At 56.4% G+C, this 18123-nt stretch carries 17 protein-coding genes; 12 read left to right on the top strand and 5 right to left on the bottom strand.

Translation table 11 applies throughout. From position 1 onward, the window contains the following. Positions 1-91 precede the first annotated feature (91 nt). Entirely contained in the window at positions 92-337 is a 246-nt protein-coding gene (locus ACN0TA_RS07515) for a hypothetical protein (protein WP_417581365.1), read from the bottom strand. Between the two features lie 89 nt (positions 338-426). On the opposite strand from ACN0TA_RS07515, the gene ACN0TA_RS07510 reads away from it, so the two are divergent. Both ACN0TA_RS07510 and ACN0TA_RS07505 read left to right on the top strand, forming a co-directional pair. Continuing rightward, on the top strand, positions 427-849 hold the full coding sequence (locus ACN0TA_RS07510) for a Rha family transcriptional regulator (RefSeq protein ID WP_417581363.1): 423 nt from the start codon (positions 427-429) through the stop codon (positions 847-849). 315 nt (positions 850-1164) lie between these two features. Next, entirely contained in the window at positions 1165-1713 is a 549-nt protein-coding gene (locus tag ACN0TA_RS07505; RefSeq protein ID WP_417581361.1) for a recombinase family protein, read from the top strand. Between the two features lie 370 nt (positions 1714-2083). Here ACN0TA_RS07505 and ACN0TA_RS07500 read toward each other — a convergent pair whose 3' ends face one another. Further along, a complete protein-coding gene (locus tag ACN0TA_RS07500; protein WP_417581359.1) occupies positions 2084-2920 on the bottom strand; it encodes an IS5 family transposase in 837 nt (278 codons plus the stop codon). Position 2921: 1 nt separating this feature from the next. Between ACN0TA_RS07500 and ACN0TA_RS07495 the strand changes: the two genes are divergently transcribed. The 7 genes from ACN0TA_RS07495 to ACN0TA_RS07465 all read left to right on the top strand — a co-directional run bounded on the left by ACN0TA_RS07495 (position 2922) and on the right by ACN0TA_RS07465 (position 9729). Continuing rightward, positions 2922-4283: an AAA family ATPase gene (locus ACN0TA_RS07495; RefSeq protein ID WP_417581357.1), complete on the top strand. Its 1362-nt coding sequence runs from the start codon at positions 2922-2924 to the stop codon at positions 4281-4283. Then, the gene (locus ACN0TA_RS07490) at positions 4280-5131 is read left to right on the top strand and encodes a hypothetical protein (protein WP_417581355.1); all 852 of its coding nucleotides are present in this window, start codon (positions 4280-4282) and stop codon (positions 5129-5131) included. Before ACN0TA_RS07495 ends, ACN0TA_RS07490 begins: the two co-directional genes overlap by 4 nt. A gap of 324 nt (positions 5132-5455) precedes the next feature. After that, positions 5456-6349: a siderophore-interacting protein gene (locus ACN0TA_RS07485; RefSeq protein WP_417581353.1), complete on the top strand. Its 894-nt coding sequence runs from the start codon at positions 5456-5458 to the stop codon at positions 6347-6349. 141 nt (positions 6350-6490) lie between these two features. Continuing rightward, entirely contained in the window at positions 6491-7531 is a 1041-nt protein-coding gene (locus tag ACN0TA_RS07480; RefSeq protein WP_417581351.1) for a TerC family protein, read from the top strand. 104 nt (positions 7532-7635) lie between these two features. Continuing rightward, positions 7636-8829 carry an MFS transporter gene (locus tag ACN0TA_RS07475; RefSeq protein ID WP_417581349.1) on the top strand — a complete coding sequence of 398 codons (1194 nt, stop codon included), beginning with the start codon at positions 7636-7638 and terminating at the stop codon, positions 8827-8829. Position 8830: 1 nt separating this feature from the next. After that, on the top strand, positions 8831-9265 hold the full coding sequence (locus ACN0TA_RS07470; protein ID WP_417581347.1) for an SRPBCC family protein: 435 nt from the start codon (positions 8831-8833) through the stop codon (positions 9263-9265). A gap of 74 nt (positions 9266-9339) precedes the next feature. Beyond that, entirely contained in the window at positions 9340-9729 is a 390-nt protein-coding gene (locus ACN0TA_RS07465; RefSeq protein ID WP_417581345.1) for an ArsR/SmtB family transcription factor, read from the top strand. 64 nt (positions 9730-9793) lie between these two features. Here the strand turns inward: ACN0TA_RS07465 and cysN are convergent, their stop codons facing one another. Continuing rightward, a complete protein-coding gene (cysN, locus tag ACN0TA_RS07460; RefSeq protein WP_417581343.1) occupies positions 9794-11689 on the bottom strand; it encodes a sulfate adenylyltransferase subunit CysN in 1896 nt (631 codons plus the stop codon). Positions 11690-11756: 67 nt separating this feature from the next. Then, the gene (gene cysD / locus ACN0TA_RS07455) at positions 11757-12674 is read right to left on the bottom strand and encodes a sulfate adenylyltransferase subunit CysD (RefSeq protein ID WP_417581341.1); all 918 of its coding nucleotides are present in this window, start codon (positions 12672-12674) and stop codon (positions 11757-11759) included. 187 nt (positions 12675-12861) lie between these two features. On the opposite strand from cysD, the gene ACN0TA_RS07450 reads away from it, so the two are divergent. The 3 genes from ACN0TA_RS07450 (at position 12862) to cls (ending at position 16917) form a co-directional block, all read left to right on the top strand. Further along, positions 12862-14262 carry a cryptochrome/photolyase family protein gene (locus tag ACN0TA_RS07450; RefSeq protein ID WP_417581339.1) on the top strand — a complete coding sequence of 467 codons (1401 nt, stop codon included), beginning with the start codon at positions 12862-12864 and terminating at the stop codon, positions 14260-14262. Between the two features lie 156 nt (positions 14263-14418). Further along, on the top strand, positions 14419-15465 hold the full coding sequence (locus ACN0TA_RS07445; RefSeq protein WP_417581337.1) for a cysteine synthase A: 1047 nt from the start codon (positions 14419-14421) through the stop codon (positions 15463-15465). 12 nt (positions 15466-15477) lie between these two features. Next, positions 15478-16917, top strand: coding sequence for a cardiolipin synthase (cls, locus tag ACN0TA_RS07440; RefSeq protein WP_417581335.1), 1440 nt, complete (start codon positions 15478-15480; stop codon positions 16915-16917). A 10-nt stretch (positions 16918-16927) separates the two neighbouring features. Here the strand turns inward: cls and ACN0TA_RS07435 are convergent, their stop codons facing one another. Next, positions 16928-18004: an amino acid ABC transporter substrate-binding protein gene (locus ACN0TA_RS07435; RefSeq protein ID WP_417581333.1), complete on the bottom strand. Its 1077-nt coding sequence runs from the start codon at positions 18002-18004 to the stop codon at positions 16928-16930. Positions 18005-18123: the final 119 nt, after the last annotated feature.

Raw genomic sequence — 18123 nt, 5'->3', positions numbered from 1 at the left:
CTCGGGGTGCCTCTTGGTGGAAATGATGGGGCTCGTGGTGGTCTTTTCCAACAGGGTCTCCCCCATGCCGCGTTTCCCCTTTGGTCGTGGCCTAGTTTTCAGCCAGCTTCCGAACCGCTCTGCCAATCTCAGCTAGTGTTCCTAGCGCCAGTGCAAAGACTATGACGAAGGCAGCTTGGTCTATCACTTCGCCAGAAGACGATGACGTGGTGTATCGAGCAAGCGCCTGCTCATAGGGTCCGATGACTCCAGTTGCGATTGCAAAACCTAGTGCAAGCCGGAACAAACCCAATACGAGGGCCAGCATGGCCAAGATGCGCGATATGTTTGAAAACAAGGTCCCCTCCCTCAATGCCAAACTGGCGAATGACCTCCTCTAAAGGGTACGGTCAGCCTCTTGTCAACTGAGGTGCCCGACCACGGGACATGACCAGCACCTCCCTCACTCAACCCGTAGTCACCTCTATGCGGGGCAAGGAGACCACCAACAGTCGCCACGTAGCGGCGCTGTTCGGGAAGCGTCACGCGGACGTGCTGCGGGCCATCGACGGGGTCGAATGCAGCGTCCCCTTCAACGAGCGCAATTTTGCGTCGGTTGATTATCGGGATGGCAAGGGCGAGATGCGCCGCTCAGTGGACATGACCAAGGACGGCTTCGTGTTCCTCGTCAGGGGCTTCACGGGCAAAGAGGCGGCTCAACGTGTCCGCAGAGGCTGCTTTGGCTGCGCGTCTCCGTATTCCGCTTCAGCAATCGCCGCTGAAATCCCGAGACGAAGCAACTGGTTCTTAGGTGACGCGAGCTTTACCAAGCCTATGATGTCATCGGTCGCTAGCTCGATTTCCAAGTAAACACCAGCTCCCTTCACACCCTCTTCGGCGCTGATCACCACCTTGCCGTCCTTCAGGTCAAGACCCAAGAATTTCAAGGCTTTCCCGCCCGATTTCGCACGTCGCTGCCTTGAGAAACCTTCCATCTTCCCCACCAATTCTCGTTAATTCGTTGGATAGTAGCGGAATCTTTCTTCCCAAACCAGTCTCGTCCCATAAGGTATACCCACAAGGGACATCGGCTTGCCTGTCCTTTTTGTCCGAATAGGATTGACTTTCGATTTATCGGACGGTATTCCGATTTCCTCTAAGACCTTTTCGGACACAGGTTCTCACATGAAAATCGGTTACGCCCGCGTCTCATCAACTGGCCAGAACGAAGCTGCCCAAGTGGACATCCTCACCCGCAATGGAGCGGAGGAGATGTTCATCGACAAGGCCAGCGGCACCAGCCGGGATGGTCGTCCCAAGCTCGCTGAGGCTATCCGCTTTGCTCGCAAAGGGGACGCCATAGTGGTGACCCGCCTAGACCGCCTAGCGCGTTCTGTGGGCGATCTCCAAGCCATCGCTCAGGAATTGGAGGGCAAGGGTGTAGACCTCATTGTCACCGAACAGCAGATAGATACCTCGACGGCTACAGGAAAGCTGCTGTTCAACATGCTGGGGGCGATTGCGGAGTTCGAAACCGACCTTCGGAAAGAGCGGCAGCTTGAAGGAATTGCCAAGGCAAAGGCTGAGGGCCGCTATAAGGGACGGCCCGCAAGCGTTGACGGAGATGCCATACGGGCCGCGCTGGCCGCTGGTGATAAGCCGGCTGTGGTGGCCAGGAGGTTCAATGTAGCGCGGTCGACGGTTTACCGCGTGGCATCCGACGCACCAGCTTAAGGCGGTGTGTCTATAGCCTTTTGCAGACATCCATTTGGACCCTCCACACAACCTGCGGACCGTCGCAAAAATGAAGGTCGACGTTAATATCTGATCGATCAGGCTCGTCGACTGGGGAGAACCCCCGTAATGGCTAGACGGATGTAGCCCGATCGATCTACAGTTTTCGTCTGACCAGTTTAGACAAAGCGTGATCGATTGGTTGCGCTCATCGTTTTTGGCCAACATCTAATCGGGGGGCGACATGGCTGAAACCGCAGCGGGCGAAGCAGGGATTGGTAGTGTTCGTCTGTCGACATTTGAAATCGAAAATCTATACGGCGAATTTTCGTATTTCATTCCGCTTAACCTAAGAGCCCGACTCGAAACTCTATGAGCAATTGCAATGCCTTGCGATGCGCCTTGTGAGAATTCGAATGTGTGCGATGAAGATCCATGCTTGGGCGCTAGCGACGGATCTCTCCCAGTCTTTGGCCAAGCGCCGACAGCGTCCCAACCATGCGAAGGTGCGTTCTACGACCCATCGGCGCGGCAAGAGCTCAAACCCCTTGGCAGTATCGGAGCGTTTGACGATCTGCAGGTCCCAGTGGCCTATCTTGGCCAGTGAACCGCGTAGTTTGGGGCCAGCATAGCCGCCATCGGCAAAGACATGGCGCAGCCACGGAAAGCTCGAACGGATCGATTGGAGCACGGTGGCAGCACCATCTCGATCCTGAACGTCGGCACTGTGGACGACCAGCCCCACCATCAAGCCGAGCGTGTCGGTGACGATATGGCGCTTGCGACCCTTGATCTTCTTTCCTGCATCATAGCCCCGGATGCCGCCGCTTTCGGTCGTCTTGACGCTTTGGCTGTCGATCACCCCCGCTGAGGGTGAGGCCTCTCGCCCTTCGATCTCGCGGGCGACCATCACCAGGTGGTGGTTGATGATGGCGAGCAAACCGGTGTCACGCCAGTCATAGAAATAGCGCTGCACCGTCGAGGGTGGCGGGAATTCTCCAGGCAGCAGGCTCCATTGGCAGCCGCTCGAAGCCATATAGAGCACAGCATCCATCACGGACCGCAAATCAGTGGTTCGTGGCCGGCCGATAGACCGTGCAGGTGGCATCAAGGGCACGATGATCGCCCATTCATGGTCGGTAAGGTCACTTGAATAACGACGCCCACGTCGCGCATACTCGCGTCGGGCAGTTTCGGTCCAGGCCATTGTGTTCTCCGTTCAGTCTCACAACCGAACTGAATCACAACCTGCTGAAACTGCTCAACTCTTTTCGGGTTGGGCTCTAAAGAGCCACGTTACGGCATTGATCGCCCCTAACGGAAGCGGAAAAACTATTTGCTTGAGATTGATTGACGCGCTTTTTCACAGCAACTGGTCAATATTCGAGGCAACTGATTTTCGCCGATGCGTGTTTTGTTTCACAGATGGCAGCGTGATCACAATCACCAAAAACGCCCATCAGCCCGATTTAATCAGTGACGAAGCCCCACGCAGCGTAAGTGTTAATTTTTCCCGTCCTGACGCCAAACCTATTAATTGGCGACCATCGGTACCAGAAATTCCGCTCTCGATGATCGAGCGGTACATCCCACATGTGACCCGCATTTCAAGCAGCTTGTGGGTCGATACCCGAACTGATCAGCGATTTACTGCTAGTGAGCTACTGCAAGTCTATCGTGAGTATCTTCCATCCAAGATGACACGCCGCCCTACGGGCGATCGCAACGCCACGATCGAAAAGTTTATCTCACAGATGAACTGTAAACTGATCGAAACGCAGCGTCTTTTCATTTTCAATGACTTAGAGGAGGAGCGGTACGGCAGTGCGAGCCGAAGACGCCCTCTACTGTATGCAATTTCCCAGAAGGCTGAGGCGCTGAGGAAGATCATTTCCGATCAGATCAATCGGTACGCAGTGATGTCTCAGTCACTCGACCGGTCGTTTCCTCGGCGTGTAATAGCGTCTCAAAGCGGCTATGATGTTGTTGACGTAGAAGGGGAACTGCGGTCGCTCGACGCTCGCCGTCAAGAACTGACAGAAGTTGGCATCCTGGATGTCGAGAACGACATGGCGATGGGACTGCCTGCAGCGCCCGTAGAAGGAGCCATTGCTCAGGTTCTTCGCGTTTACATCAAGGACAACAAAGAAAAATTAGCCACCCTCGACGAGCTTTACAACAAAATCAATTTGTTCAAAGGACTAATGGCATCGCGATTTGGGAGAAAGAATGTCGTCGTTAACAAGACTAAAGGTATAAAAGTTGAGTTTGAAGGAAGAGATGTCCCCATCGAGGCGCTTTCGAGTGGAGAGCAACATCAACTGGTTCTATTCTTCGAACTTCTTTTTCAGATCGGCAAAAATTCTCTCATATTGATAGACGAGCCAGAGATTTCTCTCCATGTAGCGTGGCAGAAGAAATTCATTTCCGATCTAATGAATATCATTGAATTAAATAACTTTGACGTTGTCCTCGCCACGCACTCTCCACAGCTAATCGGTAGATGGGCGGACCTAGTGGTAGAGCTAGGTGATGTCGAAGAAGGTGGCCTAGGCGGTGCCACCAGATGATATCTATTGCCCAACACCTTGACCCTGAAGATATTTTTGCCGAAATTCGTATGGAGCGACAGGCTCACAGGGGCGCGTTTCTTCTGCTTGAGGGCATCACCGACATACGTAGGTTCTCGAAGTTCCTCGTTGAGGATTGTTCAACGGTGAATTGCTGGGGCAAGCCGAAGCTGCTGCGAGTACTTGAGCTAGTTGATCACTATGACTTCGCTGGCGCGCTTGCATTGGCTGATGCGGACTTCGATCGATTTACCAATGATCTCCAACATTCCGCAAATCTCATATATTCAGAGACACACGACTTCGATCTTGACTGCATTCGATCGGGCGCTTTTTTCGCATACTTGGAAGAAGCAGGAGATCATGAAAAAATTGCGGCCTTGGGTGGTGCACAGGCGGTGCTGGAATTTGTTCTTGAGGCACTGCATCCCATTTCGTGTGCGCGCCTCTGCAATCGCAGAGGAGTAATCACATGCTCCCTATCTGACTTGGAATGGGACCCTTGCTACAGTCCCTTTAAAGTAAACCGTGGTATGTACGCCGCCAAAGCGCTAAAGAAGACCGGATTAACTCGGGAGGCTGTAGAGGCAATGCTTAGTGTCATGGCTGCAGAAGAGGAGGAAAACCACGATCTCTGGCAAATCACCAACGGGCACGACTTCTGTGTCGCGCTCGGCATTTCCTTGAGGGAAGCGTTGGGGTCAAGGGGTAAACAGCAAACTACGGGCCAAGAAGTGGAGATGCACCTCCGATTGGTATACCAGTTTCATCACTTCGATACAGGCGCAGTTGCGGCGGCAATTCGCGAGTGGGAGGCACAATCTGAGACGTTCCGTATTCTTCAATGAGTGAAGCTGTTGACACAGAGGTACACCAAAGCTAACGCTAGAGGTACACCAAGCGTGTAAACGTGATTTGGGGCAGCTCCCCTACCCTCTTGGAATACAAGAACTTTTCATGGGTCACGGCATTCGGTTCGGTCTTTCAATCACACCGGCCCGGGGAGCCATTTTTCTTTTTCTCGATAGTCGCTGTTGGCGTGCCAAAATATGTTGGCCCGCCCCTCTTGCGCCGCGCCCGAAAGGGAATCTTTGTCGGCGCATAATTGTTGACTAATACACTCATGATAAATTATGGCCATTGCGTAAGACGCCAAGGCGCCGGAGACCGCAATGGAAAAAATGTTTTACGATGTGACGCTGCTTGACCGGCAGGTTCTTACGCCGGGAATGGTGCGGCTGACATTTGGGGGCGAGGGTTTGCGCACGTTTCGCTCGACCGGGATCGCCGACGAATATCTGCGGCTGTTCTTTCCGAATTCCGAGACCGGAAAACTACACCTACCCCACATTTCGGACGATGGCCGCTGGACTTACCCCGACGGGCAGGATTCGATCTTGTGTTCGACCTACACAGTCAGGCGCTACGTCGAAAACGGCGATGATATCACCATCGACATCGACTTTGTCGTTCATGCGGGTGGACTGGCCAGCGAATGGGCACAAAACGCCCCATTGGGCGCTCACATAACCATCAACAAACCACGCGGGCTTTACGACCCGCCAAGCGACCTCGCCTGGCAATTGCTGGTTGCCGATGCGACGGGCCTGCCCGCGTTGTCTCGTATTCTCGAACAGACGCCGCAGCATGTGCAATCACGGGTATTCGTGGAAGTGGCCCAGGCGCAGGACGAGCAGATCCTGCCTCTCCATGAAGCGGCGACGGTGACTTGGCTGCATGGGTGCGGCAACGGCGTGGCGCCCAGCCGCCTCGAAGAGATCGTGCGCTCAGTGCCCCTGCCAGCCACGCCCGGCTATGTGTGGGTGGCAGGCGAGCAAAAGGTCGTGCGCGGCATCCGAAAATTCGTGCGCAAGGAACTTGGGTTTCCACCCCAGCGCTACGAGCTGATCGGGTACTGGATTGCCAATAGCGAGGATTGGGAAGCCAAGTGGGAGGCGCTCGACCCCGCAATCAAGGCGAAGATCGATGCAGGGTGGGATTCGGGGCGCGACCGGGAAACACTCATGGACGAATACAACGAAACGCTCGAAAAACACGGCCTTTAGGCACGGACCACGGCTGCCCTTTTAACCGCGCAAAAAAGGGCGTATATCTTGCCGCGCAGTGCCGGGCCCCTCTGGCGTAGCGCCTTTGATCGCTACGTGATGTCGGAACTGCTCCACTTTTACATGGAGAAGGTCCCGGCGATGGAAAATCTCGCTTCGTTTATGTCGACCCCGTTCCTGGATACACCTGCCTGGTTCTGGGTTGTTTTCATCGTGATCGTCCTGGCGATCATGATCTTCGATCTCGGCTTCCTGCATAAGGAGCAAAAAGAGATCAGCGCCAAAGAGAGCTTTGTTCTCTATGGTTTTTATGTCGCGGTTGCCGTGGCATTCGGTGGATGGGTGTGGATTGTGCGCGGCGCGGATGCCGGGCTGGAATATTTCACCGGCTATATCATCGAGCAGTCGCTTGCGATGGACAACATCTTCGTCATCGCAACGATTTTCGCGTTTCTGGGCGTGCCCCGCATCTATCAGCACCGCGTGCTGTTCTGGGGCATTATCGGAGTGCTGCTATTCCGGGCCATCCTTATCGGCGCGGGTGTTGCACTGGTCCGCTCATTTGAGCCGATCCTGTTCCTGTTTGGCGGCTTTCTCATCTTCACCGGGGTGAAAATGTTCACCAAGGTCGAAGAGGGCGAGGACATCGAGAACAACAAGATCCTCAAATTCCTACGCAAGCATTTCCGGATCACGCCGCAGTTTCACGGCAACAAGTTCGTCGTTGAAAAACCGCACCCCAAGACAGGGAAGCTCGTGCTCTGGCTTACGCCGCTGGCAGTTGCCCTGCTGATGGTCGAAATCGTCGACGTGATCTTCGCCGTCGATTCGGTTCCGGCGATATTTGCGATCACGCAGGATCCATTCATCGTCTACACGTCAAACGTATTTGCCGTTCTAGGACTACGCGCCCTGTTCTTTGCACTTTCGGCAGCCATGGCACGCTTCAGGTATCTTCAGACGGCACTGGCCATCGTTCTCATTCTGGTGGGGATCAAGATCTTCCTCGTGCCGCTGCATATCCATATCGACACGCTGCTGTCGCTCATCGTGACCATCTCGATCCTTGCTTCAGGCGTCGTCTACTCGCTCTGGAAAACGCGCAACGATCCGCCACTGGAGGAACAGGTGGACCATGTTGAGGCGCAAGACCTCAAGAGCGATAACCCGACCAACCTCTAGACTTAACGTCCGGCTCGCTTGACGAACCAGCGGGCCGGACGTAACGCTTCTGGAAAACGGGCGCGGCGTCGACACCCACGCCGCCTACTTTCCGGAATTGTTCAATGACTGCGACGACTGCGGCACATCCGCCCGCGCGACAGACCGCGTCCATGTGGGTCCTGTTCGCAATCAGCTTTTCGCACATGCTCAACGATTTGATGCAGGCGTTGCTGCCGGCAGTGTATCCGTTGCTCCGCGAAATCTATGCGCTCGACTTTACCCAGATCGGCTTGATCACGCTGGTCAATCAGCTCACTGCGTCCCTTCTGCAACCAGTTGTCGGCCACTACACCGACAAATACCCAAAACCGTTTTCCCTGCCGATCGCCATGTGTTCTACCCTCACCGGGCTGGTGGTCCTTTCCATAGCGTCGAGCTTCCCCATGCTGCTGCTCGCAGCGGCGTTGATCGGCGTGGGATCTTCGATTTTTCATCCAGAATCGTCTCGCGTGGCGCGCATGGCTTCGGGCGGCAAGCTCGGTTTTGCCCAGTCCCTGTTTCAGGTCGGCGGGAATGTGGGGACGGCAATCGGGCCGCTTTTGGCAGCGTTCATCATAATCCCGCGCGGCCAGGGCAGCGTGCTATGGTTCGCGATCGTGGCGCTGACAGCGATTGCCGTACTGTTTGCTGTGAGCACCTGGTATGCAGGTCAAAACCGGTTGCAAAAGCCCCAGCCCGCGGCCTCACGGTACGCCGCACTGTCGCGCAACCAGTTGCTCGGTGCCTTCGCCATTCTTGCTGTACTGGTGACCAGCAAGAACGTCTATATGGCGTCGATGACCAGCTTTTACGCTTTTTTTCTTATTGAGAAATTTGGTCTGGAGGCCTCCACGGCCCAACTCTACCTGTTCGTGTTTCTGGGCGCTGCGGCGGCCGGGACTTTGATTGGAGGACCTGTCGGAGACCGGTTGGGCCGCAAGGTTGTGATCTGGGTTTCGATCCTTGGCCCCCTTCCCTTTACGCTGGCCCTTCCCTATGTCGGGCTGGAGCTTTCGATTGTTCTGACGGCGATAATCGGCTTCGTCCTTGCGTCGGCGTTTTCGGCCATTCTCGTTTACGCGCAGGAACTTTTGCCGGGGCGCGTGGGCATGGTCGCTGGCTTGATGTTCGGCTTTGCCTTTGGCATGGCTGCTCTCGGAGCCGCCGTGTTCGGCGTTGTCGCCGACGCAACAAGCATCATTTTCGTATTTCAGCTTTGCTCTTTCCTGCCGCTGGCCGGACTTCTCACTGCATTGCTGCCCAAAACGGGAGACTGACATGACCGATCAGGCCGAAAAGTCCATTACGCTTTCACGCACCATAGCGGCACCGGCTGACGAGCTTTTCGCAGCCTGGACCGACCCGGCCCTGCTTGAACAATGGCAGGCCGAGCACGTCGAGTTCGAGCCGTTCGAGGGCGGCAAATTCCGCTTCGAGACGTCTGACGTCGACGAACCTTCGGTGAACCATGTCATCACCGGGACGGTTGCGAGTTATGAGCAGGATCGCAAGCTGGTCGAGCTTTGGCACATGGAAGGCGAGGACGCCGAACATGACAGCACGCTGATTGTCACGTTCCGACCGGTCGATGACACCAGCACCGAGATCACCATCGTTGAAATCGCCGAAGCGCATGGCGATCCCGAGTCGCGGATATTTTCGATAGAAGCCTGGCACGAGGCGCTGAATGAGCTGGCTGAGCTGCTTGAGTAGATTTCCACAAGGTTTCCGGCGCGAGAGCACCAGATTGTCTTGCGCGCTGCGCCTGAGTGTATAAATCGGCGCTTATGGACATTTTTGCTGTCGTTGCCGACCCTACCCGGCGCAAGATGATCGATATGCTGGTCGCTGGCGAGTTGCCGGCGGGTTCCTTTGTGGCTGCATTTCCCAACGTCACCCAACCAGCGATATCCCAACACCTCAAGGTGCTGCGCGATGCGGCGGTCGTGACGGTAAGACCCGACAAGCAGCGCCGTCTCTATGCGCTGGTCCCCGACGCCCTCAAGCCGTTACGGGACTGGGCCACGCCCCCGGCCCCTGCGGCTGAACACGCCGCTCATCCAGAGCCGGTCGAGAATATGGCGGTTGTACCTGAGCCCAAGGCCCGCCAGACCAAGGCGCGCCCGAAACCAAAGCCTGTTCCTGAGCCTGAACTGACCCTCGACCTCTTCGGCTGAGCCAAGCTTATCCGCGCCGATACGCCACGCGCGGCATTACGCGCCCGACGCCCCGTACATTGCCTTATGCGATCCGTTTATAGATCTCATCGGCCATCTGCTCGGGAGACTTGTGACCGCCGCTGAGGGTGATGTCGGGGTTTTGAGGCGCTTCAAACGGGCTGTCGATGCCGGTGAAATTGGTGATCTGACCGGCGCGGGCCTTGGCGTAAAGGCCCTTGGGGTCACGCGCTTCGCAGATTTCGAGCGGGGTATCGACATAAGCTTCGATGAAGGCAATGTCGCCGGCCACTTCGCGCGCCAATCGACGCTCGTTGCGGAAGGGGGAGATGAACGAAACCAACACGATCAGCCCCGCATCGGCCATGAGCCTTGCGACCTCGGCAACCCGGCGGATATTTTCCACACGTGCAGCGTCTGTGAAACCCAGATCCTTGTTCAGACCGTGCCTGACATTGTCGCCGTCGAGGATATAGACATGCCTTCCCTCCGCGGTCAGACGCTTTTCCAGAAGGTTGGCGACAGTTGACTTGCCGGAACCTGACAGGCCGGTGAACCAGACGATCTGGGGTTGCTGGCCTTTTTGCTGCGCACGCACCTCACGATTGACGTCGAACGTCTGGTAGGTGAGGTTTCGGGCGCGCTGCAAGCCGTAGCTTATGGTGCCAGCCCCCAAGGTAAGATTGTTGATCCTGTCGATAAGGATGAAGCCGCCGGTCAGCCCGTTCGTCGCGTACGGATCGAACGCAATTGCTTTGTCGGTGGCAAGTGTCAGCGTGCCCACTTCATTGAGGTCAAGGCGCTTGGCCGCTGATTTTTCAAGCGTGTTCACATTGGTCTTATGCTTGAGATCGGTAATGATGGCAGGAACCATCTGCGAACCGATCTTGAGCAGATACGAGCGCCCCGGATAGGCGGGTTCATCGGCCATCCAGACGATTTCGGCCTGGAACTGGTTTGAGAAATCGGGAGTATGGCCGGGATGAGACAGCATGTCGCCGCGCGAAATATCGATCTCGCGATCGAGCACCAGCGTAACAGCCTGCCCGGCAATTGCGTTCTGATGATCGCCATCCATTGTGACTATACGCGCAATTTTTGCCGGTTTGCGCGAAGCGGCGACCAGTACCTCTTCACCCACCGAGACTGTGCCCGAGGCAATAGTGCCGGAAAAGCCGCGGAAGTCGAGATTTGGCCGGTTGACCCATTGCACCGGAAAGCGGAACGGAGCCTGGGTGGTATCCTCGTGGACAACTATCTCTTCGAGATAGGGCAACAATGGCGCGCCTGTGTACCAAGGCGTCCGCTTGGAGTTTTCGACAATGTTGTCACCGCGCAGCGCCGAGATGGGTACGGCGGCGAGTGAAGCAAAACCCAGATCCTTGGCAAACGCTGTATATTCGGCGACGATCCTGTCGAACACCTCTTGCGAATAGTCCATCAAGTCGATCTTATTGATCACAAGCACCACATGTTTGACCCCGATCAGGGACAAAATGAAACTGTGGCGGCGGGTTTGGGTCAAAAGCCCCTTGCGTGCGTCGACAAGCAAAAGCGCCAGATCGGCGTTGGAGGCTCCGGTCGCCATATTCCTTGTGTACTGCTCATGACCGGGCGTATCGGCGACGATGAACTTGCGCTTCTCAGTAGAAAAGAACCGATACGCCACGTCGATGGTGATGCCCTGCTCACGCTCGGCGACCAGTCCATCGACCAGCAGCGAAAAATCGATACCCTCATCGCCCACATGGCGGTTGCGGCTGTCGTTCTTGAGTGTGGCCAACTGGTCATCGAGGATCAATTGGCTGTCATAGAGCAGCCGCCCGATGAGGGTGGACTTGCCATCATCAACCGAGCCACAGGTGAGAAAGCGCAACAGCGACTTGTCGGTCTGCTGGGAGAGCCAAAGCCCGATATCGGTATCGGCGGTGGGAAGGGACGCTGCTGTCAAACTCGACATTATCGTTCTCCCCGTCTCGCGTTCACCAACCGCGAAACAAGTTTCCACTCTTGCTGCGAACGCTCCATCAGAAATACCCTTCCTGCTTTTTCTTCTCCATCGAGCCGGCCTGGTCGGAATCAATCAGCCGTCCCTCGCGCTCGGACGTCCGGGAGGCCTGCATCTCCATGATGATTTCGGGAAGGGTCGCCGCCTGGGACGGGATGGCGCCAGTCAGTGGATAACAGCCCAGCGTTCTGAACCGCACGACCTCTTGAGTGGGCACTTCGTCCGCCTCAAGCCGGAAGCGACTATCATCCACCATAATCTTTGTACCCTGGCGTTCGACAACAGGGCGCGGCCGCGCGAAATAAAGCGGTACTATGGGGATGTCCTGGTCGTAGATATAGGTCCAGATATCGAGTTCGGTCCAATTGGACAGCGGGAACACGCGCATGGATTCCCCAGGATTGAGTCGCGTGTTGAACACTCGCCAAAGCTCTGGACGCTGGTTTTTGGGATCCCAGGCATGGTTTGCATTTCGATGAGAAAAAATGCGTTCCTTGGCGCGGCTTTTCTCTTCATCGCGACGAGCGCCACCGATCGCCGCGTCGTACTGCCCAGCACCAAGCGCCTGCCGCAGAGCCTGAGTTTTCATGATGTCGGTATAGCGCGCCGAGCCGTGATCGAACGGGTTTATATCGGCAGCGACGCCCTCTTGATTGGTGTGGACGCGCAATTCAAACCCGTATTCGGCTGCCATACGGTCGCGAAACGCGATCATCTCTGCAAACTTCCAGGTCGTATCAATATGAAGCAGCGGGAACGGGATACGCGAGGGGTAGAAGGCCTTGCGCGCCAAATGCAGAAGAACCGAGGAATCCTTGCCGATCGAATACATCATCACGGGACGCTCGAAACTGGCGGCAACCTCTCGGAAGATCTCGATACTCTCACTCTCCAGACGAGCAAGATGGGAAAGCGAAGAGGACATGTTTGTTTTCACGGTTTGGAACGTTTTCGAGCAAAGACATATTGCAGGCCGGAGGACCGAACAACTGCGCTGAACACACGCGAACTTGATCTGAACGCGAGGTTTTCACGTAACGGGCGATAAGCGCTTGTTTGTTTCAATTGCACAGAGCGCACGCATTTTTTGACTTGCACATTCAAACGAAAGAGAAAGTTTTTTCATGGCCAGTTCCACCCTGGTTTGGCTCCGAAACGACCTGCGTATCGGCGACAACCCCGCTCTTGCCGCCGCTCTCAAGAACGACGCACCCGTTCATGCAGTCTATGTGCTCGAACAGGACAAGGGCCTGCGCGCACTCGGTGGCGCCGCGAAAGCCTGGCTCCATGAGAGCCTAAAGGTGCTCAATAGCGATCTGGCCGGGCGCGGCGTTCGCCTTCACTATTGCGAAGGCGAAAGCAAAACGCTGATCCCTGAACTTGTTGGCACGACCGCGGCCGAGCGAGTGTATTGGAACCGGCGCTACGATCCCGGTGGGCGCGCCCATGACAGCGCACTCAAGACCGGTCTGCGGGCCGACGGCATCGAGGTGGAGAGCTTTAATGGCTCGCTGTTGATCGAACCTTGGGACATCGCCACCAAACAGGGGACCCCTTACGGGGTTTTCACGCCGTTCTGGAATGCGCTGCGGGACAAGCCAATTGCCGAGCCGATCGGGCGGATTGAAAAGCATGAGCCTATCGACCCTCCTGCCCTTGAACTCGGCATCACGCCGGGGTGGGCCGATGGCATGATGGCGCATTGGAGCGTGGGTGAAAATCGGGCAAAGCACATGCTTACCGACTTCCTAGACGACCTGCTGGTTAACTACCCAAGGGATCGCGATGTGCCCCGCAAGCACGGAACATCGCAGATGTCGCCTCACCTTCGCTTTGGAGAAATCAGTCCACGCCAGATCTGGTTTGCGGTGCGCCACCTTATCGATGCCAAACCGGCTATGGCTGAGGCAGGCGGCAAATTCTTGTCCGAGCTGGCCTGGCGGGAGTTTTCATATCATCTGCTTTATCACCGCGAGAATATTGCCAACCATTCGATGCAGGAACGCTTCGACGCTATCGACTGGCGGAGCGACACCAGTGCCCTGCACGCCTGGCAAAAGGGACAGACCGGAATTCCTATCGTCGACGCAGGCATGCGGCAGCTTTGGCAGACGGGCTGGATGCATAACAGGGTGCGCATGCTCACGGGGTCGCTGCTGACCAAAAACCTACTTATCGACTGGCGCAAAGGTGAGCGCTGGTTTTGGGACACGCTGGTCGACGCCGACCCGGCCAACAATCCGGCGAGCTGGCAATGGGTAGCGGGATGCGGCGCGGATGCTGCGCCATATTTCCGCATATTCAATCCCGTTACGCAGGGTGAAAAGTTCGATCCCGACGGCGAGTACGTGCGCAGATGGGTGCCTGAACTCAAAGATCTGCCGGACAAATGGGTTCACAAACCATGGATGGCGGATGCTGGAGTAAAGGATAAGGCGGGCCTTAAATTGGGCGCAACTTATCCTGAGCCGATAGTGGATCTGAAAGCCAGCCGATCGCGTGCACTCGACACACTCAAACGCTGACGCAATAGGTTTGCGGCGTTCGGCATTCCTTTGGCAGAAGATTGCGCGAAAAGCGGCGAACTGAAAAAGCACGACCTATCAACGTTTTGCGGCCTTGTTCGCGACTGTCGGTGTCACTACCATCACTGTTCACATTCACGAAGCTGCTGGCCCATTATGACCCGTAACAAAGACATGCCATCCGCCATCGGGAACACCCCGTTGATCCGCCTCAACGCCGTTTCCGAAGCAACGGGCTGCGAGATCTGGGGCAAGGCCGAGTTTCTAAATCCCGGACAATCGGTCAAGGATCGCGCCGCGCTCTACATCATCAAGGACGCTGTGGCCCGCGGCGCGCTGGGACCCGGTGGCACCATTGTCGAAGGGACGGCCGGCAATACCGGGATCGGGTTGGCGCTGGTGGGCAATGCAATGGGGTTCAAGACGGTCATCATCATACCTGAAACGCAAAGTCAGGAAAAAAAGGACGCAATCCGGCTGGCGGGTGCCGAATTGATCGAGGTCCCGGCCCAGCCTTACAAAAATCCAAACAACTACGTAAAAGTGTCCGGTCGGCTGGCCGAAAAACTGGCTTCCGAACTGCCCAACGGCGCGATCTGGGCCAACCAGTTCGATAACATTGCCAATCGGCAGTCCCATGTCGAAACGACAGGCCCCGAAATTTTCGAACAAACCGGCGGCAGGGTCGATGGGTTCATCTGTGCCGTCGGTTCGGGTGGAACCCTGGGCGGGGTGGCCATGGCCCTCAAGGGACGCAACACCGACATTCAGATCGGCCTGGCGGACCCGGAAGGGGCTGCGCTTTTCAGCTATTACACCCAAGGCGAGCTGAAATCATCGGGCGGTTCGATAACCGAGGGCATCGGACAGGGGCGGATCACTGCCAACCTTGCCGACCTTGATGTCGATCACGCTTTCCAGATTCCCGATCGCGAAGCCCTACCATATATTTTCGACCTTATCCGGCAGGAGGGATTGTGCCTGGGCGGTTCGTCTGCGATCAATATCGCAGGGGCCGTGAGACTGGCCCGCGAACTGGGACCGGGGAAGACCATCGTCACCATTCTGTGCGACTATGGCAACCGATACCAATCGAAACTCTTCAATCCGGCCTTCCTGCGTTCCAAGGAACTGCCGGTACCAGATTGGCTGGAGGCCGAACCCACGGTTGACATCAATTCGGTGCTGGAGGCCGCTAGTTAAGGCGAAATCGGCATGGATCTGGTCAGGGCAATAGCGGACAATTTCAGCTTCCTGGCCACTCTTTATCTTGCCAATTATGCCTTGGCGCTGGTCTGTGCCGTGCGCGAGATCATGAATTCGCGCACATCCCAAGGCACCATCGCCTGGCTGCTCTCGCTGCTCATTCTGCCCTTCCCGACAACGCTGATCTACCTGTTGTTCGGCTGGAAGCTGTTCGACGACTATGCTGCGTCCAGGATCGACTCCGGTCGCAGCTGGCGTTTAGCGCGGTCTGACGACCTCCGCATCGTCGACAAGCGCACTTGCGAAGACTGGCCCGTCTTGCAGCGCGTTGCCGAACTGCCGTTTCTCTACGGTAACGCTGCATCATTACTGATCGACGGCGAAGACACATTCGCGTCCATCATGGACGGCATTTCGCGGGCGCAAGATTATGTGCTCATCCAGTTCTACATCATCCGCGACGACGATTTGGGCCGGCGCCTCGCCGACGCTTTGATCGAGCGGGCCAGTGCCGGCGTGAAGGTCTATGTGCTGTACGATGACGCTGGCAGCCATGCCCTGCCCCGCAGCTATAAAAAGCGGCTGGAAGATCATGGGGTCCGCATCTACAGTTTCAATCACCGCCACCCATTCCTCCGATGGTACGGGCTGACCCGCATCAACTATCGCAATCACCGCAAGAATGTCGTCGTCGACGGAGTCGAATCCTGGGTTGGCGGACATAATGTCGGTGATGAGTATCTGGGCAAGGATCCAAAACTGGGACGCTGGCGCGATACTCATGTCCATGTCACCGGACCAGCCGCGCTGGCTTGCGCGCTTATGTTCAGGGAAGACTGGCTATGGGCAACCGGTGAGGAATTGCCTGCGCGCTATCCCAGCACCATACCGACGCCGGGAAACCAACCGATTCTCTTAATGCCGACCGGACCGGCCGATACCCTCGAGGATTGCGCCATAGCTTTTACCGAGGTGATCGCCCGGGCGCGCAAACGCCTATGGATCGTCAGCCCGTATTTTGTGCCCGGCATCGAAATACAAACAGCTCTGTACGCCGCGTCGCTACGCGGCGTGGACGTTCGCATCCTGTTGCCGCGCAAACCGGACCACATGATCGTTTGGCTGGCCAGCTACGCCCATGCCGACCAAATGGTGTCGCATGGCATCAAAGTGCATCGCTATGAAAAGGGGTTTCTGCATCAGAAGGTCATTTTGTGCGATGACCAGATTGCCGGGGTCGGAACCGTGAATTTCGATTATCGGTCCTTCAATATCAATTTTGAAGCAACGCTGTGGTTCACGGACAGCGACATGATCGCCAATGTGGCGGCAATGCTCGACACCGATTTCGCCGATTCATATCTCACCACGCAGCAAAATCTGAAGCGACGCAGTTATCCGTTCCGATTGCTGTGCCAGGGTGCCCGGCTCTTTTCACCAATTCTTTAGCGGGTTGGGATCAGTAAACGGGTGGCGCATACATCAACCCGCCATTGAGCCAGAGGGCATTCTGGCCACGCAGGAGCTGCGCACCGGCTGCCGCACCAAAATGGCGCGCGTATATTTCACCATAATTGCCCACACTGCGGATGACGTCGCGTATCCAGGTGGCGCGCAAGCCGATATCGTCGCCCACATCATCCTCGACACCAAGAAGGCGCCTGATGGCTGCGGTCCGGGCCGACATCATTGATTCGATGTTAACCGATGTGACGCCGTATTCTTCCGCATTGATGAGCGCATAGAGCGTACGGCGAACTATCGTCTCCCATTCAACATCGTCGCTACGCACAACGGGGCCGTAAGCCTCCTTGCTCAGGCGCTCAGGCAGAATAGCGTGAGATGTCGGATCGGGTGTGGTTCGGCGGATGGCCTGCAGCCAGCTTGCCGACCCGGTTATGGCGTCGCACTCTCCCGACCGGTAAGCGACGGCCAGATCTTCGCGATCTTCATAAAAGATCTCTGCATAACCAAGCTGATTGAAGAAAAAGAAGTCATCGAGATTACGTGCGGCGTCCGAATTCGATGCAACGCAGATGGTCACATCTTCAAGCTCATAGGCCGACACAACCCCAAGGCGATCGGGAACCATGAATGCTTGCCCGTCGAAGAACGAGGTCGCGACATAGGTGGCGCCATAAAGTGTATCACGCGACATGGTCCAGGGCGCATTTCGAATTACGAGGTCGACTTCGCCCATCGCCAGATGGGCAAAGCGGCTCTGTCCCGAAAGGGGGCGAAACTCGACGCGAGAAGGATCGCCAAACACCGCCGCAGCGACAGCGCGACACATATCGATATCAAACCCCGACCACAGCCCCTCGGGGCTGACCTGGGCAAAGCCGGGCAAGGGGCTGGTCGCCGCACAGATGACATAGCCGCGGGTGCGCACGGTTTCGAGCATTGAAATCGTGAATGGCGCGCTTGTCTCGGCGGCTTCTTCTTGGGCGAAACTCGCCTGCGGGGCACCTAACAGCAAAGCAGCGCAAAGCGCTGCCCCAGCAGAAATCCGCAATAGCCGCGTGAATGAACTCAAGTGCGATGCGGGCGAACCCGCTCCTTTGAAAATGGAGGGTAATATTGGCATGGGGGCACTAGGGGTCAAGGCGAGACAATTGTTTCCCCCGAACAATTGCGCCTAATGCCAATCTTGAC

Source organism: Pelagibacterium sp., assembly GCF_048264985.1.
Lineage (GTDB): Bacteria > Pseudomonadota > Alphaproteobacteria > Rhizobiales > Devosiaceae > Pelagibacterium.
Note: the sequence above shows the minus strand (reverse complement) of the source record. Positions and strands in the feature narration are given on the sequence as shown.